The organism is Amycolatopsis sp. (assembly GCF_035546795.1).
In the GTDB taxonomy this organism is placed as follows: Bacteria; Actinomycetota; Actinomycetes; order Mycobacteriales; family Pseudonocardiaceae; genus Amycolatopsis_E.
This window is the reverse complement of sequence record NZ_DASZWC010000040.1, coordinates 96,289-121,933: the sequence shown is the minus strand read 5'-3', so window position 1 is coordinate 121,933 and position 25,645 is coordinate 96,289. Positions and strand designations below refer to the sequence as shown.

29 protein-coding genes are annotated in these 25,645 nt (G+C 71.7%); 16 read left to right on the top strand and 13 right to left on the bottom strand.

Translation table 11 applies throughout. The annotated features are described in order from the left end of the window. Positions 1–175: 175 nt before the first annotated feature. Positions 176–1,288, top strand: coding sequence for a phosphodiester glycosidase family protein (locus tag VHD82_RS23705; protein ID WP_325707914.1), 1,113 nt, complete (start codon positions 176–178; stop codon positions 1,286–1,288). Here the strand turns inward: VHD82_RS23705 and VHD82_RS23700 are convergent. From VHD82_RS23700 to VHD82_RS23685, 4 genes are read right to left on the bottom strand one after another with little or no spacing between them, the layout of a single operon-like run. After that, positions 1,267–1,926 (bottom strand): response regulator transcription factor, encoded by a 660-nt coding sequence (locus VHD82_RS23700; RefSeq protein WP_325707911.1) that lies wholly within the window; start codon positions 1,924–1,926, stop codon positions 1,267–1,269. The two genes, VHD82_RS23705 and VHD82_RS23700, sit on opposite strands and share 22 nt — an antisense overlap. A gap of 6 nt (positions 1,927–1,932) precedes the next feature. After that, positions 1,933–3,333 carry a HAMP domain-containing sensor histidine kinase gene (locus tag VHD82_RS23695; protein WP_325707977.1) on the bottom strand — a complete coding sequence of 467 codons (1,401 nt, stop codon included), beginning with the start codon at positions 3,331–3,333 and terminating at the stop codon, positions 1,933–1,935. A 26-nt stretch (positions 3,334–3,359) separates the two neighbouring features. Then, positions 3,360–4,067 (bottom strand): glutamine amidotransferase, encoded by a 708-nt coding sequence (locus tag VHD82_RS23690; protein ID WP_325707908.1) that lies wholly within the window; start codon positions 4,065–4,067, stop codon positions 3,360–3,362. After that, entirely contained in the window at positions 4,060–5,319 is a 1,260-nt protein-coding gene (locus VHD82_RS23685; protein WP_325707905.1) for a Mur ligase family protein, read from the bottom strand. The genes VHD82_RS23690 and VHD82_RS23685 overlap by 8 nt, the downstream gene beginning before the upstream one ends. A 151-nt stretch (positions 5,320–5,470) precedes the next feature. On the opposite strand from VHD82_RS23685, the gene VHD82_RS23680 reads away from it, so the two are divergent. Further along, positions 5,471–5,647 carry a hypothetical protein gene (locus VHD82_RS23680; RefSeq protein WP_325707902.1) on the top strand — a complete coding sequence of 59 codons (177 nt, stop codon included), beginning with the start codon at positions 5,471–5,473 and terminating at the stop codon, positions 5,645–5,647. Positions 5,648–5,650: 3 nt separating this feature from the next. Here the strand turns inward: VHD82_RS23680 and VHD82_RS23675 are convergent, their stop codons facing one another. Next, on the bottom strand, positions 5,651–6,367 hold the full coding sequence (locus VHD82_RS23675) for an alpha/beta fold hydrolase (RefSeq protein WP_325707899.1): 717 nt from the start codon (positions 6,365–6,367) through the stop codon (positions 5,651–5,653). Between the two features lie 75 nt (positions 6,368–6,442). Here VHD82_RS23675 and VHD82_RS23670 point away from each other — a divergent pair, with 75 nt between their 5' ends. Further along, positions 6,443–7,495 (top strand): YafY family protein, encoded by a 1,053-nt coding sequence (locus tag VHD82_RS23670; RefSeq protein WP_325707895.1) that lies wholly within the window; start codon positions 6,443–6,445, stop codon positions 7,493–7,495. Here VHD82_RS23670 and VHD82_RS23665 read toward each other — a convergent pair. Continuing rightward, a complete protein-coding gene (locus tag VHD82_RS23665) occupies positions 7,410–8,045 on the bottom strand; it encodes a class I SAM-dependent methyltransferase (RefSeq protein WP_325707892.1) in 636 nt (211 codons plus the stop codon). The genes VHD82_RS23670 and VHD82_RS23665 overlap by 86 nt on opposite strands. A 363-nt stretch (positions 8,046–8,408) precedes the next feature. Between VHD82_RS23665 and VHD82_RS23660 the strand changes: the two genes are divergently transcribed. Continuing rightward, positions 8,409–8,717, top strand: coding sequence for a hypothetical protein (locus VHD82_RS23660; protein WP_325707890.1), 309 nt, complete (start codon positions 8,409–8,411; stop codon positions 8,715–8,717). A 187-nt stretch (positions 8,718–8,904) separates the two neighbouring features. Here the strand turns inward: VHD82_RS23660 and VHD82_RS23655 are convergent, their stop codons facing one another. The 3 genes from VHD82_RS23655 to VHD82_RS23645 are packed head-to-tail and all read right to left on the bottom strand — an operon-like array spanning position 8,905 to position 11,280. After that, entirely contained in the window at positions 8,905–9,843 is a 939-nt protein-coding gene (locus VHD82_RS23655) for an MBL fold metallo-hydrolase (RefSeq protein WP_325707887.1), read from the bottom strand. Between the two features lie 58 nt (positions 9,844–9,901). Continuing rightward, a complete protein-coding gene (locus VHD82_RS23650; protein WP_325707884.1) occupies positions 9,902–10,729 on the bottom strand; it encodes an alpha/beta hydrolase in 828 nt (275 codons plus the stop codon). Beyond that, positions 10,726–11,280, bottom strand: a complete 555-nt coding sequence (locus tag VHD82_RS23645) for a quercetin 2,3-dioxygenase (protein ID WP_325707881.1) — start codon at positions 11,278–11,280, stop codon at positions 10,726–10,728. Before VHD82_RS23645 ends, VHD82_RS23650 begins: the two co-directional genes overlap by 4 nt. A 62-nt stretch (positions 11,281–11,342) precedes the next feature. On the opposite strand from VHD82_RS23645, the gene VHD82_RS23640 reads away from it, so the two are divergent. Then, entirely contained in the window at positions 11,343–11,777 is a 435-nt protein-coding gene (locus VHD82_RS23640) for a MarR family winged helix-turn-helix transcriptional regulator (RefSeq protein WP_325707878.1), read from the top strand. Positions 11,778–11,799: 22 nt separating this feature from the next. Here VHD82_RS23640 and VHD82_RS23635 read toward each other — a convergent pair whose 3' ends face one another. Then, complete coding sequence (locus tag VHD82_RS23635) at positions 11,800–13,035, bottom strand: AI-2E family transporter (RefSeq protein ID WP_325707875.1); 1,236 nt, start codon at positions 13,033–13,035, stop codon at positions 11,800–11,802. A 212-nt stretch (positions 13,036–13,247) separates the two neighbouring features. On the opposite strand from VHD82_RS23635, the gene VHD82_RS23630 reads away from it, so the two are divergent. The 7 genes from VHD82_RS23630 to VHD82_RS23600 are packed head-to-tail and all read left to right on the top strand — an operon-like array spanning position 13,248 to position 19,094. After that, the gene (locus tag VHD82_RS23630) at positions 13,248–14,069 is read left to right on the top strand and encodes an SDR family NAD(P)-dependent oxidoreductase (RefSeq protein WP_325707872.1); all 822 of its coding nucleotides are present in this window, start codon (positions 13,248–13,250) and stop codon (positions 14,067–14,069) included. Positions 14,070–14,126: 57 nt separating this feature from the next. Further along, positions 14,127–15,449, top strand: a complete 1,323-nt coding sequence (locus VHD82_RS23625) for a ferredoxin reductase family protein (RefSeq protein WP_325707869.1) — start codon at positions 14,127–14,129, stop codon at positions 15,447–15,449. Between the two features lie 10 nt (positions 15,450–15,459). Beyond that, positions 15,460–15,870 (top strand): FMN-binding protein, encoded by a 411-nt coding sequence (locus tag VHD82_RS23620; protein WP_325707866.1) that lies wholly within the window; start codon positions 15,460–15,462, stop codon positions 15,868–15,870. A 4-nt stretch (positions 15,871–15,874) separates the two neighbouring features. Next, complete coding sequence (locus VHD82_RS23615) at positions 15,875–16,594, top strand: FAD:protein FMN transferase (RefSeq protein WP_325707863.1); 720 nt, start codon at positions 15,875–15,877, stop codon at positions 16,592–16,594. Further along, entirely contained in the window at positions 16,591–17,265 is a 675-nt protein-coding gene (locus VHD82_RS23610; RefSeq protein ID WP_325707860.1) for a response regulator transcription factor, read from the top strand. The genes VHD82_RS23615 and VHD82_RS23610 overlap by 4 nt, the downstream gene beginning before the upstream one ends. After that, complete coding sequence (locus VHD82_RS23605; RefSeq protein ID WP_325707857.1) at positions 17,262–18,464, top strand: HAMP domain-containing sensor histidine kinase; 1,203 nt, start codon at positions 17,262–17,264, stop codon at positions 18,462–18,464. Before VHD82_RS23610 ends, VHD82_RS23605 begins: the two co-directional genes overlap by 4 nt. Positions 18,465–18,506: 42 nt before the next feature. Beyond that, positions 18,507–19,094: a TetR/AcrR family transcriptional regulator gene (locus tag VHD82_RS23600; protein ID WP_325707855.1), complete on the top strand. Its 588-nt coding sequence runs from the start codon at positions 18,507–18,509 to the stop codon at positions 19,092–19,094. Between the two features lie 14 nt (positions 19,095–19,108). Here the strand turns inward: VHD82_RS23600 and VHD82_RS23595 are convergent, their stop codons facing one another. Then, on the bottom strand, positions 19,109–19,990 hold the full coding sequence (locus VHD82_RS23595) for a dioxygenase (RefSeq protein ID WP_325707852.1): 882 nt from the start codon (positions 19,988–19,990) through the stop codon (positions 19,109–19,111). Positions 19,991–20,273: 283 nt separating this feature from the next. Here VHD82_RS23595 and VHD82_RS23590 point away from each other — a divergent pair, with 283 nt between their 5' ends. Further along, on the top strand, positions 20,274–22,184 hold the full coding sequence (locus VHD82_RS23590; RefSeq protein WP_325707849.1) for an arabinofuranosyltransferase: 1,911 nt from the start codon (positions 20,274–20,276) through the stop codon (positions 22,182–22,184). 108 nt (positions 22,185–22,292) lie between these two features. Continuing rightward, a complete protein-coding gene (locus VHD82_RS23585; protein ID WP_325707846.1) occupies positions 22,293–22,766 on the top strand; it encodes a DUF1772 domain-containing protein in 474 nt (157 codons plus the stop codon). A gap of 132 nt (positions 22,767–22,898) precedes the next feature. Here the strand turns inward: VHD82_RS23585 and VHD82_RS23580 are convergent, their stop codons facing one another. Beyond that, the gene (locus VHD82_RS23580; protein ID WP_325707843.1) at positions 22,899–23,651 is read right to left on the bottom strand and encodes an SDR family oxidoreductase; all 753 of its coding nucleotides are present in this window, start codon (positions 23,649–23,651) and stop codon (positions 22,899–22,901) included. Continuing rightward, positions 23,648–24,271: a LysE family translocator gene (locus VHD82_RS23575; protein ID WP_325707840.1), complete on the bottom strand. Its 624-nt coding sequence runs from the start codon at positions 24,269–24,271 to the stop codon at positions 23,648–23,650. The genes VHD82_RS23580 and VHD82_RS23575 overlap by 4 nt, the downstream gene beginning before the upstream one ends. Before the next feature lie 100 nt (positions 24,272–24,371). Here VHD82_RS23575 and VHD82_RS23570 point away from each other — a divergent pair, with 100 nt between their 5' ends. Together VHD82_RS23570 and VHD82_RS23565 are read left to right on the top strand one after the other, a co-directional pair. Continuing rightward, positions 24,372–24,824, top strand: coding sequence for an Lrp/AsnC family transcriptional regulator (locus VHD82_RS23570; protein ID WP_325707837.1), 453 nt, complete (start codon positions 24,372–24,374; stop codon positions 24,822–24,824). 16 nt (positions 24,825–24,840) lie between these two features. Beyond that, the gene (locus VHD82_RS23565) at positions 24,841–25,497 is read left to right on the top strand and encodes a maleylpyruvate isomerase N-terminal domain-containing protein (protein ID WP_325707834.1); all 657 of its coding nucleotides are present in this window, start codon (positions 24,841–24,843) and stop codon (positions 25,495–25,497) included. Positions 25,498–25,645: the final 148 nt, after the last annotated feature.

Genomic DNA, 25,645 nt, shown 5'->3' with positions numbered 1-25,645 from the left:
CGGCGGAAACGGATCGCTACGAGCAGGGTGTGTCCGCCTACTCCCGGTCGGATTGGCGGACAGCGACCGCGCCGAATGCGGCCCGCGCGCTGTCGCGGCGCGTACGGGGGAGTTTTTGCCTTCGGCTAACCGTTCGCGCCCAGGCCGGGAACCCGTCGCTGCCTACCGTCGGGGCATGAGCAGACGCCGGAAGATCATCGTCCTGTGCGCGGCGGCCCTGCTCGCCTATCCCGGGGTGACCTACGTGCAGGCGCTGACCTACCCGGGCAACGCGCCCTGGGGCGTGCGGACCGTGGACTGGCTGCGGGACATGGGCGGCGGCCAGGTCGTCAACGCCGTGGAGAACTGGTGGTACACGCGGCACCAGCCGCCGAACACCGCGCCACCGCCGGACTCGCTGCCCGGCACCGCCCCGGCTGGGCAGCAGGCCGTGCCCGGTACGCATCCCGGCGCCGTCGGTGTCACCGGCATTCCCTTGCCGGGCGAGGGAGTCTGGGTGCCGGGCGCCCGCCTGCCGGACGGCGCGGCCGCGGACTACACGACGTTCGTACGGCCGGATCCCCAGCACGCGGCGGTGGTCGCGGGCGTGGCCTGGCTGAACCAGAGCCTCGTCCGGACGACGCTCATCGCCGGGACGAAGGAACCCCGCGGCGCGGCGGGACCGGAGGGCGCCGCCGTGCCCGGTTCGCTGCGCCGCAGCCTGCTCGCCACGTTCAACTCGGGGTTCAAGATGCGTGACTGCGCCTGCGGCGTGTACCTCGACGGTGTACAGGGCCCCTCGCTGCGCGAAGGCGCCGCGTCCGCCGTCGTGCACGTCAACGGGCGCGTCACGGTCGATCAGTGGGGACGCGACGCGGCACTCGGGCCGGACGTGGTGGCGGTGCGGCAGAACCTCGACCTGGTGGTCGACAACGGCAAGCCGGTGACCGGGCTCTGGCAGAACCCGGCAGGGCAGTGGGGCAGCGCGAGCAACCAGTTCCAGTACACCTGGCGCTCGGGCCTCGGCGTCGACCGCGCGGGGAACCTGATCTACGTGGCCGGCGACAAGCTCACCCTCACCACGCTCGCGCAGGCCCTGGTGCAGGCCGGGGTGGTGCGCGGGATGGAGCTCGACATCCACGCGCAGATGGTCAGCTTCAACAGCTACCGGCCGGACCTGCCCGGCATCCCGCCGCAGCACCTGCTGCCGTCGATGCAGGGCTCGCCGGACCGGTATCTGGCCGCTGACCAGCGCGATTTCTTCGCCGTCACGCTGGCCGCCGCCGGTCAGTCCGCGCGCAGCCGGTAGCCCACTCCGCGCAGGGTCTCGATCGTGTCCGCGCCGATCTTGCGGCGCAGGTACCCGACGTAGACCTCGACGACGTTCTCGTCCCCGTCGTAATGCGCGTCCCACACGTGGCGCAGGATCTCGGTCTTGGTCAGCGCCTCACCCCGGCGGCGCAACAGGAACTCCAGCAGCCCGAACTCCCGCGCCGTCAGCTCGACCGGTTTCTGTCCCTTGTGGACGGTACGGGCCGCTGGGTCGAGGCGGACGTCGCCCGCGGTGAGCACGGTGGGCCGGACCGGCGCGCCGCGGCGGAGCAGCGCGCGGAGCCGGGCGAGCAGCACCACGTAGGAGAACGGTTTGGTGAGGTAGTCGTCGGCGCCCAGATCGAAGGCGTCGGCCTCGTCGTACTCACCGTCCTTGGCGGTCAGCATCAGCACCGGCGTCCACCGCTCGGCCTCCCGCAACCGCCGCAGCACCTCGTAGCCGGACAGGCCGGGCAGCATGATGTCCAGCACGATCACGTCGTAGGTGTGCTCGGACGCGGCCCACAGCCCCTCGGTCCCGGTGTGCGCGAGATCGACGCTGAACCCTTCGGCCATCAGCCCGCGCCGCAGCGTCTCGGCGAACGACCGCTCGTCCTCCACCACCAGCACCCGCATCGGTGCTCACTCCTCCCGGTCCGCGGCGGGCAGTTCCAGCCGGAAACAGGCACCCGGCCCGTCCCGGTGCGCGTAATAGGCACGGCCGCCGTGCCGCGTCGCGATCCCGGCCACGATGGCCAGGCCGAGCCCGGTCGAGCCGCCGACCTGCCGCTGCCGCGAGTCGTCCAGCCGCACGAACCGCTCGAACACGCGCACCCGGTCGGCTTCGGCCACGCCGGGCCCGTCGTCGGCGACCTCGACCGTGGCCAGGTCGCCCGCGGTGCCGGTGGAGATCCGGATCCGCTCCCTGGCGTGGTCGCGCGCGTTGTCCACCAGGTTCCGGATCGCGCGCTGCAGCTGCGCCGGGGTGCCGCGGACCTTCGCCGGGGCCGCGTCGAGCTCCACCAGCAGCCCGTTCGCGCTGTGCACCCGGCCCGCCTCGATCCTGGCGAGGTCGTCGAGATCGACTTCCGTGCGCCCGGGGCTTTCGGTGGTGTCGTCGGTGCGGGCCAGCACGAGCAGATCGTCCACCAGTTCCCGCAGCCGCGCGGTTTCGCGCGACACCACGCCGACGAGTTCGGCGCGCGGCATCGCGTCGGGATGGTGCTCGGAGACCTCCAGCGCGGTGGTGATCGTGGACAGCGGCGAACGCAGCTCGTGGCTGGCGTCGGCGACGAACCGCCGTTGTGCCTGCTGCGCGGAGCCCAGCCGGTCGAGCATCCCGTTGAGGGTGGTCGCCAGCCGGCGGATCTCGTCGTGCGGCGCTGGCAGTGGCACCCGCGAGGCGAGGTCGCGAGTGGACAGATCGGCGACCGTGCGCCGCATCTCCTCGACCGGCCGCAGCGCCGAGCCCACGGCGCGGTGCACGGCGAGCGCGGCGATCGCCAGCAACGGCAGCGCGGCCGTGCCCAGAAACAGTGTCAACCGCACCGACGCCGCGCTCACGTATTCCAGCGAACGGGCCGAGATGATCGTGTAGGGCCCGCCGGGGCCGGCCACCTCGCTGGTGACAAGCCGGTAGAGCTGCTCGGTCCCGTTGACGGTCAGCCGCATCGTCTCGACGATCTCGTGCCCGGTCGCGGGCCGCGCCGTGGTGATCGGCCCGCGGCCACTGATCGACGGATCGCTGGCGGTGGGTATGCCGTCGCGGTCGAGCACCTGGATCACCGCCGCCGCGTCGCCGGTGCTGGCCACGTCGCTTTCGCTGAGTTCCTTGGCGCCCTCGCGGGCGATCTGGTTCGCCACCTGCTTGCCGGAGCTGCGGGCGCTGTCGGTGGTGGCCGTGCTCAGCGACCAGTTCAGCAGCACCACCAACAGGATTCCCGCGGTGGCCAGCGCGAGCGCCAGCACCACGACCGCCACCACCGTGGCGCGGGTGCGCACGCCCGTCCGGCTCAGCCGGCGGTTCACCGCGTTCTTGGCCATCACCGGTGCAGCGTAAGCACACCGGCTCATCCCCGGCGGCCCAGCCGTTCCCGCCGCAGCGCCGTCACCTCGGGTACCGGCAGTGGAGGCAGCTCCCGGCCCAGCGCCCAGCCCAGCAGCAGGTCGGCCAGCGCGGGGTTGCGAGCCAGCACGGGCCCGTGCAGATAGGTCGCGAGTACGCGGCCGGTGCACGCGCCTTCGGTGCGGTCGCCGTTGCCGGTACCGCGCCGCACCTTCCCGAGCGGCACGCTGCCCTCGCCGACCGTGGTGTGCCCGCGGTGGTTCTCGAACCCGGTGAGGGTCTCGCCGCCGAACGCCGGGTCGAGGCGCACCACGACTTCGCCGACGGCGCGCCGCCGTGCCGGTGCGGTGGTCGCGTCGAGCAGCCCGAGCCCCTCCTGCAGCGTCCCGGCGGAGGTGCGGAACCAGGTCCCCAGCACCTGCAGCCCGGCGCACACCCCGAACACGGGGGCGCCGCGCGCCACCGCGCGCCGGAATCCCGGCTGGTCCCGCAGCTGTTGCGCGGCAAGGACTTGCGCGTCGTCCTCGCCGCCGCCTAGCACGTAGAGCGACAGCGAGTCCGGCACCGGCTCGCCGAGGTGCACCGGCACGATCTCACTGCGTGTCCCGCGCCAGCGCAGCCGTTGCGCGAGCACGGTGGCGTTGCCGGAATCGCCGTAGGTACCGAGGACATCGGGCAGGATCAGTCCGATGTGGACGATCGAATCAGACATCGCCGTACCTGGCGTTGAGCTCGCGGAAGGCGGTGTAGTTGGCGACCACCTCCACCGTGCCGGGCAGCCCCGACAACGCGCGCACGGGGTCGGCCTCCACGTCGTGCGGGAGGTCCGCGTAACGCAGCCGGACGGCGAGGTCGGCCGCGCGCTCTCCGCTGGCCACGACGCGCCGCCCGCGCAGCCGCTCGAACTCCACGTCCCAGAGCCACGACAGGTCACGCCCGTCGGCCTCGCGGCCGTTGACGGCGATCACCACCGGGCGCCGTTCGTCCAGCAGCGACAGGGTTTCCCGCCAGCCCGCGGGATTCTTGGCCAGCAGCAACCGGATCGTGGAGCGGCCGAACGGGATCAGCCGGTAGCGGCCGGCGACCGCGCTGATCGACTCGACCGCGTGCGCGGCTTGCGGTACGTGCGCGCCCGCCTCGTGGCCGGCGGCGATCGCGAAGGCGGCGTTGACCACGTTGACGCGGCCGGGCAGGCGGAGATTCAGGCCGATGCGCCCGCCCGGCCCGTGCAGCTCGCCGTTGTCGAGCGCCCACTGCGGTTCCGGGCGGCGCAGGCCGCAGGGACAGGACCAGTGCACCCCGTCGTGCAGGACGGCGTTGCCACAGCGCGGGCAGGACAGCGCGTCGCCACGCCAGCCTGGGCCCGGGCTGACCCACACCGGATGCGCCGCGGCCAGCGCCGCCGAAGCGACGAGCACGTCGTCGGCATTGGCGACGACCGCGGCCCCGGGGTTTTCGGTGAAGGCGGCACGCAGGTCGCGTTCGGTGGAGCGGACCTCGCCGACCCGGTCCAGCTGGTCGCGGCTCAGGTTGAGCAACACGATCACGGCCGGCCGGGTTTGCCTTGCCACGGCGGGAAGATACGTTTCGTCCACCTCGAGGACGGCATACGGCGCGTCCGGCCGGGCGGCCAGCGCCGCGGCCACCCCGTCGGGCAGGTTCGCCCCGTCGCTGTTCGCGGCGACCTTTCCCAGCGTGCCGAGCGCCTTGGCCAGCATCAGCGCCGTGGTGGTCTTGCCGTTGGTGCCGGTCACCAGCACCACCTTGCGGCCATCGGCGAGCCTGCCCAGCACGGCCGGATCGAGCGCGAGGCTGACCCGGCCGCCGATGATGCCACCACCGCCGAGGCCGCTCCGGCGGGAGAACCGGGCGGCGGCACGGCCCGCGGCCACCGCGATCCTGGTACGGGCCGGCAGCTTGCGGGCCGGTCGGACGATCGGTCGGGACGGGCTCAGGTTGACCACCGCGGGGACGCACTCCTTCGCGACCGCGTTCGCGGTCGTCGGGCACACCGTGCGCGAAACCGGCTGTGAGGACCCTGAGAACGGCCCGCGCGGGTGACATCTCGCCCGTTCGGACATGGCCCGTCGCCGGGAAAGGGAGGACACTGACCAGGTGAGCACACCCTCCAAGCCCGGCCTGCCCGCACTCGGACCGGCTCGGGCGATGGCGCTGGCCGCGTTCGTGCTGGGGATAGTCGCGGCCGCGATCAACGCCGACGCGTGGTGGTTCCTGCTCGGGGTGATGACGTTCGTGCTGCTGTTCTTCGGCGACAACCCGGACGCCGGCTGAGTCCTAAGTGGACTTCGCCGCGGTGTCGAGCAGGCCGGCCAGCCGCCCGGGCTCGGACAGCATCGGCCAGTGCCCGGTGGCGAGGTCGTACCGCCGCCACGGCGGCCCGTTGACGGCCGCCAACGCCGGCACGCCCGCGTCCAGCATGGTCGCGAAGTCCTCGCACGCCACCAGCACGCGGTCCACGTCCGGGCCGGGCTCCACCGGCGCCGGCAGCCCCTGCTCGTAGGTGCCGAACGGATGCGGGGTCGCACTGGTGCGCAACAGTTCCCGCTGCCGCGGGCCCAGTCCGGTGACACTGCCCGAAAGCTGGTCGAGCGGCGGGAACGGCAGGCGGCCGTCGACCAGTTGACCGCGCAACGCGGTCGCCGCGTCCGGCGGCATCAGGTCGAGCATCCGCATACCTTCGGCGAAGGGCGCGCTGTCGACATAGACGACACGCGCGAGCTGTGAGCCGAGCCGGGCCGCGGCACCAGTGACCGGCGCGGCGGCATAGCTGTGCGCCACCAGCGTGAGGTCGCCCGCGGTCCCGGCGAACCGGAGTATGTCGGCGATATGCGTGTCCAGATCGACGCCGGGCGCGGCCTCTCCCGCGCGTTCGGCGAGGCCGGTCAGCGTCACCGGCCGCGGGTCGTGTCCGAGTTCCCGCAGCGCCTCGGCGGTTTCGGCCCAGGCCCAGGCGCCCAGCCAGGCGCCGGGGACGAGGATGAAGGTGCTCATCGTGCCTCCTGTTCGTGTGCCCGGACCGTATGCTGGAAACAGGACAGTATCCGCCCTGTTTGAACGAGAATCTCGATGGCACTGCCACTGACCCGCGTGCTCGCCCTGCTGGAGCTGCTCCAGGCGCAGGCCGGGCTGACGGGCGCCGAGCTGGCGCGGCGGCTGGAAACCGACGTCCGCACGGTGCGGCGGTACGTGGCGCAGCTGCGGGAGCTGGGCATTCCGGTCGAAGCGGAGCGCGGCCGCTACGGCGGATACCGGCTCGCGCGTGGTTACCGGATGCCGCCGCTGGTGCTCGGCAACGACGAGGCGCTTGCCGTGGTGCTGGGGCTCGCGGCGGGGGAGCGGCTGGGGCTGAACCCGGCCGGCCCGGCGGCGGCGAGCGCGCTGGCGAAGATCGAACGCGTCCTGCCCGACGCGCTGCGCGAGCCCCTTGCCGCGATGCGCGAGACGTTGCGGTTCACCGCCGGGGAAATCCCCGCGCGAGCTCCACGGCCCGGCGTGCTGCTGGCCCTGGCACAGGCTTCGCGGCAGGGGCGCACGGTCGGGCTGCGATACCGGTCCTGGCGCGACGACGTGACCGAGCGCGAGTTCGACCCGTACGGGGTGGTGTTCCACTCCGGCCGCTGGTACGTCACCGGTCATGACCACCTGCGCGCCGCGCGACGGACGTTCCGTATCGACCGGATCGAGGCGGTCACCCCGGCGGAAAGCGCTTTCACGGTCCCCGCCGACTTCGATCCCGTCGCGCAGGTCGCGTCCTCGCTGGCCGGTGCACCCTACCGGTGGGAGGTCGAAGTCCTGATCGACGGCCCGGCCGAGGACATCGCCCGGCAGCTGCCGCGAACGGTCGCCACGCTCACCCCGCGCCCCGGCGGCGTCGTCCTGCACGCACGCGCCGAGCGGCTCGACGGGATGGCCCGCCTGCTCGCCTGCCTGGAGTGGCCGTTCACGATCCGCCGCCCGGCCGAGCTCCGGACGGAACTGGCCGCGCTGGCGAGCCGTCTCGCGGAGGCGGCTTCACCCGCGAACCGCGACCAGGTCACTCGTCGCCGCCCGGTTTCCGCGCCAGCAGGCACGCCTGCGGACGCTTGGCCCCCGGGAGATCCATCCGCGCCGTCAGCTTGAATCCCGCCATGCCAAGGAGTTCGGCGACCCGCTCGGGCCGCAGCAGGTGCGCTTCGTAGGAAACGTGCCGCCCGTAAGCGCTTTCCGGCCGCAACACCTCGTCTCCGACATGGAAGCCCAGCAGTACCTGCCCGCCGGGCATCAGCACCCGGTGGAACTCCGCGAACACCACCGGCAGCACCCGCGGCGGCATATGGAAGATCGACCACCACGCGAGCACGCCGCCGAGCCGCGCGTCCGGCAGGTCCAGCGCCGTCATCGAACCCACCTCGAACCGCAGGCCCGGATAGCTCCCGCGGGCCAGCGCGATCATCCGCGGGGAAAGGTCGATCCCGGACACCTCGGCGCCGAGCCCGGCCAGGTGCGCCGTGACGTGCCCGGGACCGCAGCCGACGTCGGCGATCGGGCCGGGCGCGAGTTCCGCGAACGCGCCGAGCAGTGCCCGCCCCGCCACATCCTTCGCGAACCGCAGGCGCGCGAAGTCCGCGTAGTCGTCGGCGACCGCGTTGTAGGAGGTGCGGGCGGCGAGCAGATAGGGCGGTTCGGTCATCCCGGTAATCTAGATGGCCGCCGGACGCCCCGGTGAGCGCACGCTCTACTGCCGGTGTCGCGCCCCGGGCGCGGCGTCCACCATCCGGGTGCGCGGGCAGAGACCTGGGTTCGTTTCGTCGCGGTGCGCTGCCGTTGTTGGCCCGCACGGGCAGGCACCGATGGCGGAATTTTCACGTTTGTGCAGGTAGGGCGTGTCGGGCTAGCCCGGACGGGGCAATTTGCACGTGCAGCGCGCATGTGCATTTACCCGTGCAGCCCGCAATGCTAGGTTGCTCCCTGCAAGATGCATGTGCATTCGGCTTCTGGGGCTGGGCCGGATCGACCTCATTCCGCGCGAGCGCGAAGGACGGCGACTTCGACAATGAGCCGAACCGACGAGATCACGACAGTCGAGCAGCGGCTGACGCACCTCATCGACCGAGGCTACCGCTTCATCCACCCGCGCAGTGACGACGGTGCGGTCGTCGCGGTGGTCGGTATCCGGGCGCACGACGCCGTGGTGGACATCGTCCGCCTCGACGCCGAGGACGACGCGACGGCCTTCCGGGTACCCGAGGACGAGCCGAACGTCCTCGCACCGACCACGTTGCTGTGGCGTTCTCGCGGCGGCGCGGGCGAGGTGCTCGACAAACTGCTGGCGCTGCCGGACAGCGACGACGTCCGGCTTTGACCTACACCGGTCGCGTCGGCCGACGGGCGCCGGAACCCGCCGCGAGCCCATGACGTCTCCCGCGTGCTGAGCCGGAGAGGGCTTTCCCGGCCAGTCGCCGCCGCGGCGATTCGGGTTCCGTTCGCTCGCTCCGCCACGGCGTCCGACCACCGGAAGATTCGCCCGCCGTCCTGGATGTGGACCGGTGCTAGCGCCGGGCCTCCAGCCATTCGCCCATGGCCTGGAACAGTTCCACCACGTTCGCGGCCGCCAAGCCGGGATCGAGGTGCCGGTAGACGGCGTGCGTGTTGATCACGACGCGCTCGGAGTCGCGCAGCTTGGCGAACCGGTCGAGGTCCATCCCGAACGCGGCCTCGCGCCAGGTTTTCCCGGCCCGGAACGCTTCCCGCGCCTGGCTGTCGACGTGCCGCAGATACGCCTGCACGTCCCGGATCCCGTCGGCATCGGTGACCGGGCCGTGCCCGGGTACGACGACCTCCGGTTCGAGGGCGAGGATGTCGTCGAGCGCGCCGAGCCAGTTTTCGATCGGCCCCGCCCACACGATCGGCGCGCCCTCGATGAACAGCAGGTCCCCGGTGAACACCGTCGCCACGTCGGGCACGTGCACGATCACGTCGCCTTCGGTGTGCGCGGGCGCGACCGGCACGATCCGGATCCGCCGTTCGCCGAGTTCGACGACGGTCTCGCCGGTCACGGTCACGTCCGGGTCCCGCAACCGGATGCCCTCGAACTCGTAGGCGCTGAAGGCTTTCGCGGCATAGGAGTCCGGGAACGCGGCGACCAGTTGCGCCAGCAGTTCCGGGGATTCGGCGTGCATCCGGTGCGCGGTGGCGGGCGCGGCGTAGATCGGCGCGTCGGCGGGCAGCAGGGAGTTGCCGAAGCAGTGGTCGCCGTTGCCGTGGGTGTTGACCGCGGCGCTCAGCGGGCGCTTCGTGGTGACCGCTGCCATCTGTCCGAGCATCTCCCGGGTCTGGGGCAGGTCGAAGAGGGTGTCCACGAGCAGGCTCGACCCGGGGCCGGCGATGAGGCCCGCGTTGCTCCGGCCCCAGCCGCCGTCCGGCGCCAGCCACGCCCACACGTCAGGCGCGACGGGGTGCAGGCCACGGGTGTACGGGACGCGGGGCATCGCAACGCCTTTCTGGTGACCGGTTCCTGACGCGGCAACCCTATCGGCCCAGTGGCGCTCACCCGCGGACGGAGGCGAGCGCGAACTCCAGGCTCAGCGCGAGAAGCTCCTCGACCTGCTCGTCGGGCAGCCCGTACCAGACGTGGTCCGCGCCGGGGATCAGCCGTAGTTCGGCGCGGGGGAGCGCGGCCGCGAGGTCCTTGCTGTGGCCGCAGTCGACCATGCTGTCGTCACGGCCGTGCACGAGCAGGAACGGCGGCGCGTCCGGATGGACGTGGTCGACCGGGCTCGCGGCGCGCGCGGCCTCGGGCACCTCGGCCGGGGCCGCGCCGAGCAGCCCCGCTTCGGGTGTCCCGGGATCGGCGGGATCGTAACCGGGTCGCGGGGTGTGCAGATCGCTCGGGGCGTACCAGATCACGGCGCCGCGCACGGCGGGCTCGGTGAGCGCGAGCAACGACGCGAGATGCCCGCCCGCCGACTCGCCCCACACCACCAGCCGTTGGGGGTCGAGTCGCAGTTCGTTGGCACGCAAGGAAAGCCACCGCACCGCGGCACGCAGGTCCTCGAGCGGCGCCGGGAAACGCGCCTCGCCGCTGAGCCGGTAGTCGACCGACGCGACCGCGAAACCGGCGGCGGCCAGCCGTTCGAACGGCCCGGGGGAGAGGCCCCGCAGGCGCAGCCCCATGTCGCCGCGACGGCCACGGGCCCACCCGCCGCCGTGCACGAAAAGCAGCAGGGGCAACGGGTCCGTGCCCTCGGGCCGCCACAGGTCCAGCTCCAGCGGCCGCCCGCCCGGCACCTCCCGGTAGGCATTCCCGCGCGGGGTTTCCGGGATCGGGGCGAAGTCGGGATGGGGCGGCGCGATCACGTCCGGCAGGCCGCTCACGTGTGCCACCGGTGCTCGGGCAGGAACCGGACGTCGTACTGCCCGGGCACCGTGGCGAACTTCTCCGGCGCCGGGATCACCGGATCGACGGGCAGGCCGAGCTCTTCGGCCGGGGCGCCGAGCGTTTCGAAGAACCGCTCGAACGTGCCGCCAGGGCCGGCCGCGACGCCGACGATCCGGCTGTGGTGCCGCTCCATCCGGTAGGCGTGCGGGCAGTTCTTCGGCACGAACCCGAAATCGCCCGGGGTGAGCAGCTTTTCGTATTGTTCGCCCCGGGTGTCTTCGACGAACAGCCGCACCGCGCCGCCGGTGACGTAGAAGACCTCGTAGGTGCCGGCGTGCACGTGCGCCGGGATGATCTCGCCGCGCGGGCCTTCGCAGGTGAAGAAGTTGAACGTGCCCTCGGTCTGCTCGGCGCCGGCGTAGATGGTGAACAGGTCGCCGAACAGGTGCGCGCGGTCCCCCTCGCCTTTTTCGACGAAATACGGCCGGCCCGGCTCGGCGGGGATCCGCGACGCGCGGCGGTACTGGGTGGCGAACTCCATCGTCATGGTCACTCCCGGAAACGACGGCACTGGCGAACGTCAGGCAGCCTGACATATAGTCTCGGCCTGTGCAAGCCGCAGACCGCACCCTGGCCCAATCACTTGGCGAAGCGCGCCGCTGGTTCGACGACGCGCTGCTGGCCGGACTCGAAGCCGGGGGTGAGGCACCCATCTCGGCCACCCAGGTCGGCCTGTTCTCCGTCCTCGACGACGGGGGCACCACGACAGCCGAGCTGGCAAGGCGGATGGGCGTCACCCGGCAGACCGTGCACCAGGCGGTGCAGGGCCTGGCGCGGCTCGGCCTGCTGGAGCTCGTGCCCGACCCGTCTTCCGGGCGCCAGCGGCTGGTGCGGCGCACGGTGGAAGGCAAGCGCGCGCACGAGGTGGCCGTGCGGATCCTGACCGGCGCGGAGCGGGAACTGGCGCGCCGCATCGGCGGCGACGCCGTCGACGCGCTCCGTGCCGCACTGGCCGCGGACTGGGGTGACGCGCCCGGGCGCTGACGGCGGATGCCGGCCGTGATGGTCAGGCGTCGTTGCGCTTCTCGGCCTTCGCCTCCGCCTTCTCCTCGGCCTTTTCCGCCTTCTCGCTGGCCGCCGCCTGCTGGTCCGGCAGCGGACGGGCGCTGCCTGGCCGCAAAGCGTTGACCTCGCTGGGATCCAGGTCCGGGTCGCGCAGCATCGAGCCGATCGCGGACTTGATCACGGCCAGGATCGGCACGGCCAGCAGCGCCCCGATGATCCCGGACACCACCAGCCCGACCGCGATCGCCAGCACCACCGCCAGCGGGTGCAGCCGGACCGCGCGCCCGAGCAGGAACGGTTGCAGCACATGACTTTCCAGCTGCATGACGCCGATCAGGATGGCCAGCACGATCACCGCGGCGATGAACCCGTTGGCCACCAGCGCCACCAGTACGGCGATGGCCCCGGTGGCGACCGCGCCGATGATGGGCACGAAGGCGCCGATGAAGATCAGCGCCGCCAGCGGCACCGCCAGCGGTACGCCGACGATCCAGATCCCGACGCCGATGCACACCGCGTCCACGCAGGCCACGGCCACCGTCGCGCGCACGTAGCTGACCAGCGACGCGAACCCGCGCCTGCCCGCCACGTCCACCTGGTCGCGCACGTCCCGCGGCACCCCGCGCAGCACGAAACTCCAGATCTGGGGACCGCTGTAGAGGAAGAAGATCAGCGTGAACAGCGCGAGCAGCGCCTGCGTCAGCGTGGTGCCGATCGTGCTCAGCGTCTGCACCGCTTTGCCGGTCAGCTCGGCGGAGTTGCCGTTGACGGTGCTGAGCGCGTTGTCCAGCCACTGCTGCAGCTGATCGTGCGAGAGATGCAGCGGGCCGCTCTGCAGCCAGTCGTTGATGCTGGTGAGGCTGGCCGTGACCCGGCTCTGCAACTGGGGCAGCGCGGCGATCACGGTGGTGATCACCAGCGTCAGCACGCCGCCGACCGCGGCGAGGCCGACCACGATCGCGATGACCACGGCCAGGCCGCGCGGCACCTTCCAGCGTTCCAGCCTGCCGACCAGCGGGGCGAACAGTGCCGAGACCAGCAGGGCGATCCCGACCGGGATCGCCACCTCCGCGAGATAACCCAGTACCCAGGCGATCGCCCCGACCCCGGCGAGGACCAGCAAGAACCGCCAGCTCACCGCCGCGGCGACCCGCAGCGACCACGGCACCGCGCGCGCGGCGTCGCGGCTGCCGCTCCCACCGCCCGGCAGGAAATCACTGTCCTTGCGGTTGGCCAAGTTTTCCACCTCCTCTCGTAGGTTAGAGGTGACCGGCCGGCACCGTGCGATCGCCGCGCGCAAGTGCTGGTGTCCGGGAAGACACGGTCGGCAGGAAGGTGGTACTGCCGGTACCGGTATCACCGCCACCCGCGCCAGGTGGTGACCGCCGGCCGGGACGCGCGCATGCTCGGGGGTGTCACGAAAACCCCGGAGAGCAGGGAGACCGAAAAGTGCGTGTGGCAGTGGTGACCGGCGCGACGCAGGGCCTGGGTTTCGCGCTTGCCGAGGAGCTTGCGCGGCAGCTGGACGCCGGGGACGTCGTATACCTCACCGGACGGAATCCGGTGCGGCTCAAGGAAATCGCCGAGGGCCTCGACCCCCGGATCCGCACCATGCTGCTCGATGTGTCCGATTCGGACAGTGTCGACGCGGCGGCCGCGACGGTGCGGGAGCGGCATGGCGGGGTGGATATCGTCTTCGGCAACGCCGTCATGCGGATCGGCCCCGAGGACGACATGCGCGAGCTTGTCGACGAGTACGCGAACGTCAACAACTTCGGCACCACCCGGGTGCTGCGGGCCTTCGCCCCGCTGCTGCGGGACAACGGGCGGCTGATCGTGGTCGCCAGTTCGCTGGGCACCCTCTCCTACGTCGCGCCGGTGCTGCACACCAGGTTCGAGCGGCCGGAGTCGCTGGCGGAAGTGGACGCTGAGGTGGCGAAATGGCGCGACGCGGTGCGCGACGGCAGTGCCCGCGGCGGCGCGTGGCCGGGCTTCGTCAACATCCCGTCGAAGGTCTTCCAGGTCGCTGCGGTGCGGACGCTCGCCAGGCAGCGACGCGAGGAAGATCTGGCCCGGGGCATCCTCGTCGCCGCCGTTTGCCCGGGGATGCTGAACACCCCGACCTCCGCGGCGTGGTGGGACGTCAGCGATGCTGCGACACCGGCGCAGGCGGCCGGGCCGCTCGTGCGGCTGGTGACGGAGCCCGTGCGGCCGGAGCAGTACGGCGAGCTGATCCGCGACGGCCAGGTGCTGCCCTGGCGGCCGGAGTGATCCGCGGCGGCCCGGGTTCCAAGATTTCACCCAGAAAACCGGCCGAGACTCGATGAGGTGAAACCCGCACACTGGCTGGTCGCGCTGCTGACCCTGAACGTGGCCTGGGCGACCGACCTGTTCGTGTTGGGGCATGGCTTCGAAGAGCTCGCCGCGCCGGGCGGTTTGCTCACCGCGCTGGGCAGGCTGACCGGGCTCTACGGGGCGATCGCGCTGGTGCTGCAGCTGTTCCTGATCGCACGGCTGCCCTGGCTGGAGACCCGGCTGGGCATGGACCGGCTCACCGCCTGGCACCGCTGGAGCGGGTTCTGGGTGCTGTGGCTGGTCCTCGCGCACGTCGTGTTCATCACGCTCGGCTACGCGGCCGGTGAGCACAGCCCGGTGCCGGCGGAGATCGGCACGCTCGTGTTCCAGACCGACGACGTGCTCAAGGCGACCGTGGCCACCGTGCTGCTGATTGCGGTGGCGGTCACGTCGGCGCGCCGCGCCCGTCGCCGGATGCGGTACGAGACCTGGCATTTCGTGCACCTCTACGCGTATCTCGCTGTCCTGCTCGGCTTCCTGCACCAGGTCACGATCGGGCAGGACTTCGTGGGTTCGCCGGTCGCGCGGTTCTACTGGTGGTCGCTGTACGGGTGCGCGCTCGGCGCGGTGTCGCTCACGCGGGTGGGCTTGCCGCTGCTGCGCAACTTCCGGCACCGGCTGCGGGTCGTGTCGGTGGTGCGGGAGAACGCGGACGTGGTCACCGTGTGGATCGGCGGGCGCAACCTCGGCCGGCTGCCGGCCCGCGCCGGGCAGTTCTTCCTGTGGCGGTTCCTGAACCGGTGGTGGGAGGCGCATCCGTACTCGCTCTCGGCGATGCCGGACGGACAGCACCTGCGCATCACGGTGAAGGCGCTCGGCGACGGAAGCGCGTGGCTGCAAGGAGTCCGGCCCGGCACGAGAGTGCTGATCGAGGGACCTTACGGAGCTTTCACGGCGCGACGCCGTACGCGCGAGCATGTCCTGCTGATCGCCGGCGGGGTCGGGGTGACGCCGATCCGTGCCCTGCTGGAGGAGTTCGCCCACGCCCGCGACGACATCGTGGTCGTCTATCGCGCCGGCACTCGGGGCGACGCCGTGCTGGCGGGGGAGCTGCACCAGCTGGCGCGCTGGTGCGGGGCCCGGCTGCACGTGGTCACCGGATCCTCCGGCGCGGTCGGGAAATACGGCCCGATGATGGGCCCGCACCATCTGGCGGCGCTCGTACCGGACGTGCGTCGCCGCGACGTCTACGTGTGCGGACCGCCCGGGATGACGGACGCGGTGTGCCGCACGTTGGGCCGCCTGGGTGTCCCCGAAACCCAGTGCCACACCGAACGTTTCGCCTTCGCGGCCTGAGGAGAACACCGTGCGCCGAGTCGTGATCGTCGTGATGCTGACCATCGCCGGGCTGATCCCGCTGCTGCGGTACCACCCGAGCGCCACCGCGACCAGCGGCGCCGCGCCCGCGGCCGCTCCCGCTTCCCCGGCCGGCCAGGGCAGCGGCGGCGGCCAGGTCGTCAACGGGTCCACTGTGGACACCGAGTTCGGGCCCTACCAGGTGCAGGTCACCTTCAGCGGCACCAAGATCACCGACGTGCGGATCATCACCGAGCCAGGGGACCGGCGGAGCCGGCGCATCGCGAGCAACGCCGAACCGACGCTGAAGGAAGAGGCGCTGCGGGCGCAGAGCGCGAAGATCGACAGCGTGTCGGGCGCGACCATCACCAGCGAGGCCTACGTGCAGTCGCTGCAGGCCGCGATCGACGCGCGGGGCTGAGCCGGTGCGCCGGGTCGAGCACATCATGGGTATGCCGGTGTCCTTGGACATCCGGGATCCGGGCGACGGGCAGGTCGCGTTCGACTGGCTGCGGGAGGCGGACCGCCGGTTCAGCCCCTTCCGGCCGGACAGCGAGGTCTGCCTCGGTTCGGACAGCCCGGAGCTGGCCGAGATCACGCGGCTGTGCGAGGACTACGAGCTGCGCAGCGGCGGGGCGTTCCGCGCGCGGCTGCCCGGCCGGGGTTTCGACCCGAGCGGCATCGTCAAGGGCTGGGCCGTGCAGCGCGCGGCGGAGAAGTTGCGCGCGGCGGGGATCCGGTCGTTCTGCCTGAACGCGGGTGGCGACCTGGTGGCCGCCGGGAGGTTGTGGTCGGTGGGCATCCGCCACCCCGAGAACGCGCAACAGGTGTGTGCCGTGCTCGCCGTGCGCGACCAGGCGGTGGCGACGTCGGGCGCCTACGAGCGTGGCGAGCACGTGCTCGACGGCCGGACCGGCTCGCCGGCGCGGGGGCTGCTCAGCCTGACCGTCGTGGCTGCCGACCTGACCACCGCGGACGCCGTGTCCACCGCGGCCTTCGCGATGGGCCGCGACGGGATCGGGTGGGCCCACGCCCAGCCCGGCTGCCTCGTGCTGGCCGTGGACGACGCCCGCCGGGTGCGCTGGTCACCGGAGCTGGATGACCTGATCGTGCGCGACCCCGCGGGCGGGACAATGCCGGAGTGACTGCCACCGGAGCGCCCCGCGTGCTGCTGGTCGAGGACGACCCGCAGCTGCTGACGATGCTGCGCATCCTGCTCACTGAGGAGGGGTACGACGTCGACACCGCCGCGGACGGCCAGCGCGGTCTTCACCTCGGGCTGACCAGGGACTACGACGTGGTGGTGCTCGACCGCGGGCTGCCCGCGATCGAGGGCCTCGACCTGCTGGCCCGGTTGCGCGGCAAGGGTGTCGTCACGCCGACGCTGGTGCTGTCCGCGCAGGGCAACCCGGCCGACCGGGTCGCCGGGCTGGACGCCGGGGCCGAGGACTACGTCGGCAAGCCCTTCGACGTCGACGAGCTGCTGGCCCGGTTGCGGGCGCTGCGCCGACGGCACCTCGACGTGGCGCGCTCGCTCCCGCTGCCCGGCGGGCGGCTGGAGCTGGACACCCGTAACGTGCTGCCGGACAACGGGAATCCGGTGCGGCTGTCCGAACGGGAGTGTGCGCTGCTGGCCACCCTCGCCGCCAGGCCCGGCCACGTGTTCTCCCGGTCGCAGCTGCTCGGGCTCGTCTTCGGGGAGGCCGAGAGCGAGGTCGTGGTGGACACCTACGTGCACTACCTGCGGCGCAAACTGGGGCGCCGGATCGTCGACACCGTGCGCGGGCGTGGCTACCAGCTGGGCAACAGCCGGTGAGCCGGCAGCCAGGCCCGGCCGAAGCGCGCCTTGTCCGCCGGACGATGGTGCGGGTGGCGCTGCAGTCCGCGCTGGCCGTCGCGGTGACGGTGGTCCTGCTGATCGTCGTGGCGGTGCTGGCCGTGTTGCGCAGCCAGCACGACGACGAGGACTCCCTGCTGGCCGCGGCGATCGCCCGCGCCGACGACGTGAGCGACCCGCCCGCGGGCGCCTGGCTGGTGATCTCTTCCGACGGCAAGCTGCAGGCCAGTCCCGGGTTGCCGCGCGCGCTGCCCGACCGCCAGGAGCTGGCGCGGGTCGCGGCGGGTGGGGCGGCGGCGACCGGGGACTACGAGGTGCACGGATACGAGTACCGCGTCCGCACCGAGGTGCACGGCAACGCGGTGGTGCAGGCCGCGCTGGACCTGCGCACGGCGCACCACGAGCGCGACCGGCTGCTGCAGGCGCTCTCGTTCGCCGGGCTCGCGGGGCTGCTGCTGGCCGCGCTGACCGGGGCGTGGATGGGCCGCCGGTCGGTCACCCCGCTGGTGGAATCCCTTGCCCTGCAACGACGTTTCGTCGCCGACGCCGGGCACGAGCTGCGCACCCCGCTGACGTTGCTGTCCACGAGGGCGCAGCTGCTGCGGCGCAAACTGCGCGAGACCGAGCACGAGTCCGCTGTGGACGGTCTGGTCGACGACGCGGGCCAGCTTGCCGCGATCCTGGACGATCTGTTGCTGGCCGCCGATCCGCGCGAAGAGATCCCGCGCGTTCCGGTGGAGCTGAACGCGCTCGTCGGGCACGCGGTCGCGGCCGCCGAACCCGCCGCGTCACAGCAGGAGGTGCGGCTGCTGTTCGAACCCGGCGCCGAGATCTGGCTGCAGGGCTACGAGGCGGGCCTGCGCAGGGCGGTGAATGCCTTGCTGGACAACGGAATCCGGCACGCGTCCGGGGAGCTGCGGATCGACCTGGCCCGCGCCGGGCGCAGCGCGCGGCTGGACTTCACCGACGACGGGCCGGGTATCGACGAGGCGGTACTGCCGAACCTGTTCACCCGCTTCGCGTCCGAACCCTCGCCCCAAGGCGAGCGGCGCCGCTACGGCCTCGGCCTGTCCCTGGTGAGCGAGATCGTCGCCCGGCACGCCGGGACCGTCTCCGCCCGCAACGTCGCGCCCACCGGCGCCCGCATCACCATCGCGCTCCCCATCCAGGGCCGCTGAACAACACTTGCTCATTTTTTGACAGGTGTATATAAACGTGCGATGACCGTCCGGATCGCGTCGCCGCGCAGCCAGGACCGTCGCGTGCTGCGATCGCGCACGGCGCTGCTGGACGCCGCCGTGCGACTGGTGTCCGAGCGCGGCAGCACCTCGGTGTCGATCACCGACCTCGCGCAGGCGGCCGACGTCAGCAGGCAGCTGGTGTACCTGCATTTCGGTGACCGGGACGCCTTGCTGGTGGCCGCCGCGCTGGAGCTGGTGCGGCGCGAACTGCCCTTGGACACGGTGAGGGCCGGGCCGCCGGTCGGGCGGCCCGCGGTGCTGGCCGCGGTCCGGCATTTCGCCCGGCACGGTGCGTTCTACCGGGCGATGCTCACCGGCTCATGCGCCTTCGCGCTGACGAGCGCGCTCACCGAGGTGCTCGCGCCGGTCAACCGGGAGATCGTGCGCGGGTTCGCCGGCGCGGACCAGGATGGCGAGGCGCTGGACGATCTGGCCATCTTCGTCACCGGCGGTTCCGGCGCGATCATCAACGCGTGGCTGCTGGCCGGCGCCGAAGACCCCGGCGAATGCACCGACCGGCTGCTGCGGTTGTGGCGCGGACTCGCCGGCAAGCCCGTGGCGCGGTAACCCATCCCGCGCTCTCAAGCCACCGGCCGCGTGGGCACCTCGCCGGCCGCTTCGAGGACGATGTCGAAGGCCGCGAGCCGGAAGGGCGCGGACACCTGGTAGCGCTCCGCCAGCGCTTCGTCGTCGATCTCCCGGAAGTCCACCACCAGGCTCGTCTTGACCGCGAACACCGCGTCGGAGTCGAGATACGGGCTGTCGGCGACGAACATGTGCGTGGTCAGGGTCCGGTGGCCGGGGGCGGCCACGATGAAGTGGATATGCGCAGGCCGGAACGGATGCCGCCCGGTGGCCCGCAGCAACCGCCCGACCGGACCGTCGGCCGGGATGGGGTAGTGGCTCGGCACCACCGTGCGGAACCACACCCTGCCCTCGGCATCGGTGGCGAACAGGCCGCGCCCGTTGCCCAGTGGCTGGATCCCGGGCTGCTGCACGTCGTAGAACCCGTCCTTGTTGCACTGCCACACATCCACGCTCGCGCCGGGCACCGGCTCGCCCGCGGTCGACACCACGCGCGCGGTCACGACGCAGGGCCGGCCACCACCGACGAGATCGATGTTGTCGCCGCTCTCGCGGGGCGGGGACGCCACGACGTGGAACGGGCCGAGCACCGTGCTCTCGGTGCCGTCCGCCTGGCCGTTGATCGTCTCCACCAGCATCGACACCCCGAGCACGTCGGAGAGCAGGATGAGCTCCTGCCTGGTGTCGTCGCATTTCTGCCCGGCCTCGGTCAGGAAACCGATCGCGGACTCCCATTCCGCCGGCGTGGGACGCGTCTCGCGGACGTAGGCGTGCAGGTGCCCGACCAGCCCGTCGAGCAGCTCCCGCAGCCGCGGGTCGGCCGTGCCGGCGAAACTGTCCCGGACGGCGGTGACGGCGGTTTCCTCGGTGAAATCCACGTCGTGCTCCTCTGCTGTGCGGGCCGTGGCCGTCCACAGTGGACAACCGGGCTCTCCGGTGAGCGGCTTGCTGTGAACATACTGTGCCGGTCGTTACTAATCCGACTACAGTCACGGCGGAAACAGGTCTCTACGAGCAGATCGGCTGCGGATGCGTGTCCGCCTACTTCTGGTCGGATTAGTAACGCGCTCACCGGCCATGCCGGAAACCCGCGGCGGTACGATCACCACCGGTTCCCGATACAGCCACCGGCGAGGAGCACAGTCCCGTGACGTCCCAAGCGTGCCGCACCGCCTGGAGCTCGTCCTGACCGCGCAACTGAACCGGCCGGCCGTGGCCCCGCCGGAGACCGGGCCCGCGATGGGCCGCTGGGCGGGTGGGCTCGTCGCCGGGACGGCGGTGGCCGCGGTGGTCAGCCTGGTCGTGCAGTTCGCCGTCAACCGCCTGCACATCGACCCGGGAACGTATGTGCCGCAGGCGCTGATGGCGCTGGCGAGCACGGTGGTCGTGGTCGTCGTCTTCGCGCTGCTCGCGTGGCGCAAGGGGTTGCGGCTGCCGGGGTGGCTCAAGGCGGCCGCCACGTGGACGGCGCTGTCCGGCCTGGCCACGCTGATGATCGCACTTCCTTTGCAGGGCACGAAATACTTCCTCAACGGCGCCTCGGTGGACAACCCGTTCCGGCTGCAGTTCATGGAGCGGATGACGGCCGGGCCGGGCCTGGCCGACATGAACTACACCGGTATGCCGACCTATTACCCGGCGGGCTGGTTCTGGCTCGGCGGGCGGTTCGCCGGGCTCGCGCATCTGGAGGGCTGGGTGGCGTACAAGCCCTACTCGATCATGTGGGTGGCGATCACGCCGGTGGTCGCGTACGCGTTGTGGAGCCTGGTCGCGAAGCGCCGGATGGCCCTGCTCCTGGCCGTGGCCACGATCTTCACCGGGTTCATCTCCCAGGGCCTGGAAGAACCCTATTCCTGGCCCGCGTCGGCGTGGCTGCCGCCGGTGGCGGTGCTGACGTGGCTGACGTTGCGTGCCCCCGGCCGGGTGCGGTTCGGGCCGCTGGCGGTCATCGGCGGGTATCTCGGGTTCACCGCGATGACGTACACGCTGTACTTCTTCTTCGGGGTCTTCGTGGTCGTGGTGCTCGCGATCGTGGCCGGGGTGACCGGGGCACGCCGGGGCGAGAAGGTGATCGCCCCGCTGGTCCGCCGGCTTGCGGTGGCGGCCGCGGTCGCCGTGCCGCTCGCGCTCGTCACGTGGGGCCCGTTCCTGCTCGCGGGCGGGCTGGGGGAGACGAACACGGCCGCGCATCACCTGCCCGGGCTGTCGGCGGCGTTCCCGTTCCCGTTCAGCACGGCGAGCGTGTTCGCGGTGCTGTGCTTCGCGGGTGTGGTGTGGCTGTTGCTACGCGCGCGCCAGAACCCGATCGCGTTCGCGCTGCTGACCATCACCGCGCTGGTGTACGTCTGGTACGCCCTCTCGACGCTCGCGCTCGCCGCGCACACCACGCTGCTGGCGTTCCGCGTGATCATCCCGCTGGACGTCACGCTGGCTGTGGCCGGTGTGTTCGCCGCGGTCGAGCTGCTGCGGCTGGTGCCGCGGCAGCTGCCGACGGCCGGGCTGGTGCTCGCTTGCGCCGCCGCGGTCGCGCTGGCGCAGATCAGCGTGTCCGACGGGGTCCGCGAAGGGATCCAGACCGCCGAGTCCGATTCGTATCCGACCGGGTTCAACGCGCGAGGCCAGCATGACGCGGCCGAAGACCGGGGCTGGTCCGGTCAGCTGATCGCCACGATCAACCAGCTGTCGGGGCGCCCGCCGGAGGGTGACGTGGTGCTCTCGGCGAACGGATATCTGTTGTCCTATCAGGCCTATTGGGGCTATCAGCACACCAGCGCGCAGTACGCGAACCCGCTGGCGGAGTACAACACGCGCAACGAGGACATCCGGTACTGGGCATCGTCGGCGAGCTCGGGCGAACTGCTCGCCCGGCTGGCGGCGAATCCCCGCACGCCGCCGAACGTCTTCGTGCTCCGCAACCACGGCGGCACGCTCACGATGGGCGTCGTCACCGACGTTTTCCCGCGCACGCCCGACATCCGGGTGGACGACGTGCCGTTCGCCCCGGCCCTGTTCGACTCGCCGCGGTTCGTGCGGCAGGTCGTGGGCCCGTTCACCGTGATCGTCGGGCGCTGAGCCCTTCTTCGCCTACTCCTGGCTCGGCCCAGGCGTCGAATATAGCAATGCTAGACAATCAAGCGTCGATAGTATTAGGCTCGGGGCACCGAACCGAAAGGGAGAACCATGAACCTCGTCAGCCAGGTACTGGCCATCGTCGCGGTGCTCAGCGCCGGGATCATCTACGGCACCGACGCGCTGGGCGCATTGGTCATGCGCCCGGCGCTGGAGCGCGTGGACGAGCGGATGCTGGTGAAGATCACCGGCCTCACCCACTACTACGGTGACCGCCGCTTCCCGCTCCCCGGCATCCTCAGCGTCGTCGCGACGGTGCTGACCGCCGTGGCGAGCGCGTTCGGTCAGAGATGGGCCGCCACCATCGCGGCAGGGGCGGCGGCGGTGATCCTGCTGGTGTGGCTGGCCATCTACTTCACCGTCAACGCGCCCATCAACCGCCGGCTCACCGCTGCCGCGATGGAGGACCGCGTCCCGGAGAACGCGCGCGCGTTGCAGCGCCGCTGGGACAGCGTGATCAACCTCCGCGCTGTCCTGCAGGGTGCTGCCGTCGCCGCGCTCTGCGTGGTCCTCGCGGCTCCGTAGTCAGGAAAGCAGGGTGGCCGGAATGAGCGCTCAGCGCGAAAACCCCGATGGGAACGCGGAATCCACGTACCGAGGACGAGTTCCAGCGCGGTGCGGAACCACAATCCCGCGCGCAGGCAACGAGTTCGCAGGCTAGCCCCGCTCCATCAGGAAGTCTTCGAACGTGACCCGGCCGTCCGCGTGCCCCGGTGCGAGGTGCCTGCCTGCCTGGTAGGCGCGGAAAGCCTTGCCGGGCAAGCGAACCGGCACGATCGGGCGGCGGCGCCCGGTCGCCGACAGGTAGCTTCGGGCCAGCCCGGCGACCGGCCGTACCTCCGGCCCGCCGAGATCGGGCGCGCGGCCCGCCGGGTTTCCGGCGACGAGTTCGGCGAGCCGTTCGGCCACGTCGGCCGTGGACACCGGCTGCACCCGCACCCCGGCCGGCACGAAGAGCGCGGGCAGCCACCGCTGGCCCGAGAACAGGGTGGCCACCAGCTCGTGGAACTGGGTTGCGCGCTGGATCGTGTAAGGCAGCCCGGACGCGGCGACCAGTTCCTCCACGGCCTTTTTCGTCCGGTAGTAGGGCAGCGGGAAGTCGTCGATGCCGACGACCGACACGTACAGGAAATGGGTGGTCCCGGCGGCCGCGTCGAGCAGGCGGCGGGTGGCCGGGAGATCCCTCTTGCCCAGCGTGGTGGCGCAGTGCACGACAACCTCGGCGCCGTCGAGCGCCGCGGCCAGCCCCGAGCCGGTGAGCAGGTCGCCGGTGTAGCCCGTGCCGGGGCGGCGGCTGAGCACCCGCACGTCGTGCCCCGCTTCGCGCAGCCGCGGCACCAGCGCCCGGCCGAGCGTGCCGGTGCCGCCGGTGACCAGGATCGGTTTCGTCGTCGTTCCTCCGGTGCTCACCGGGTCGACTGTGCCAGACGTGCCACGATCACGAGAAGCCCGATCACCACCATCGCCATGCCCGAGACGCGGCTGACGGCGCGGGCGGCGACCGGCCGGGACCGCAGGATGCCACGGGCGAAAGTGCCCAGCAGCCAGTAGAACGCGCCACAGGTCAGCACGAACACCAGCCCCAGCACGCCGAGCTGTGCCGCGACGGGCCAGTTCGCGCGCGGGTCGGTGAACTGGGGGAGCAGGGCCAGGAAGACGAGCAGACCCTTGACGTTCAGTGTGCTGACCCCGAACCCGCGTAGCAGGATCCGTCCGCCCGTCCCGGACTGTGCGCCGGGAGTGTCCGGTGTGGACGGTCGTGCGGCTGTCCATCCGCCGTGCCACAGCAGGTATACGCCACCGGCGAGTGTCAGTCCAGTGAGGATCGCGGGGGTCCGGGCGAGTGCTGCACCGACCCCGGCGGCGACCACCGCGCTGATCGCAGTGTACCCCAGCATCAGGCCGCCGACCGCGGGCAGCACCGAACGCCCGCGCAGGCCCGCGCTGACCGTGAACGCCCAGTCTGCGCCGGGCACCGCGATGAGCAGCAGCGCCACCACCCAGAATGCCGGTATCGACCCGGTGGCCATCGGCCCTCACCTCCCTCTGGCAGGGAGACTATGAGGGAGACCGCCGGAAGTGTTGCCAAGTTTCACCACTGTTGAACGCGATAGTGGAAGAATATTTCGCATGGATGCCCTGGACCGGAAGATCCTTGCTGCGCTACAGCAGGACGGCAGGCTCACGGTGACGGAGCTGGCCGCGCGCGTCGGGCTCAGCGTTTCGCCGTGTCACCGCAGGCTGCGGGAGCTGGAGCGCGACGGCACGATCCGCGGCTACCGCGCGGTGGTGGACGCCGGGGCACTCGGGCTGACGTTCGAGGCGCTGGTGTTCGTGACGATGCGCCAGGAAGATCGCGAGACGCTGCTGGCGTTCGAGGCGGCGGTGGCGGACGTGCCGGAAGTCGTTCAGGCGCAACGGCTTTTCGGTGATCCCGACTATCTGATGCGGATACTGACCGCTGATCTGGCGGCTTATCAGCGGCTCGAGGACGATGTGCTGTCGGCCCTGCCCGGGGTGCGGCGGTTGAACTCGACGCTGGTCATGAAACGGGTGGTCGAAGACCGGGGTTTGCCTGCTTAGCTGGTATTTTCCGGCGGTGGATCTCTTCGCGCGCTCGTGGACCGCATTACGTGCCGCCGTCGCCGGGCTCCGGGACGAGGACTTCGCGCGGCCGTCCGGGTGTGCGGGCTGGCTGGTCCGGGACCTGGTGTGCCACCTGGTCATCGACGCGCAGGACGTCCTGATCACCCTCGTCACCCCCGCCGACGCCGAGCCCACCCACGATGCCGTGACCTACTGGCAGGTCTCCGATACACCCCCGACCGGGGACGACCCGCTCGACGCGCTGATCGTGCGGCTGGCCGCCGCGTACGAACAGCCTGGGCTGCTCGAGTTCCACCTGGACGATGTCGGCTCGGCCGCCGGGCGCGCGGCCGGGCTGGCCGACCGCGGCCGGTGGGTCCGCACCCAGGACATGGTGCTGACCGCGGGCGGCTACCTCTCCGCGTACGTGCTCGAGTGGACCCTGCACCACCTCGACCTGATCGCCTGCCTCCCGGACGCGCCCGGGCCGCCGGCCGAATGCCTCGCCCGGGTCCGCGAAATGCTGGAGACGATCGCCGGGACGACGTTCCCGGCTTCGTGGTCCGACACGGACGCGCTGCTGATCGCCACCGGGCGACGGGCCCCGGCCGGAACCGAGCGGGCCGAACTGGGTGCTTCCGCGGGGAGAATTCCGTTGTTCCTGGGCTGAAACACTGTCCACACTGGACGCTGCCGAAGCCAGGCGCCCGGCACGACCCGCGGTGACCTGGGACGACTACGAAGGCGGGCGGCTCGTCGCCGAGCATTTCCCTGCGCTGGGCCACAAAGAGGTCGGCGTGGTCGACCGGTACCGCGAA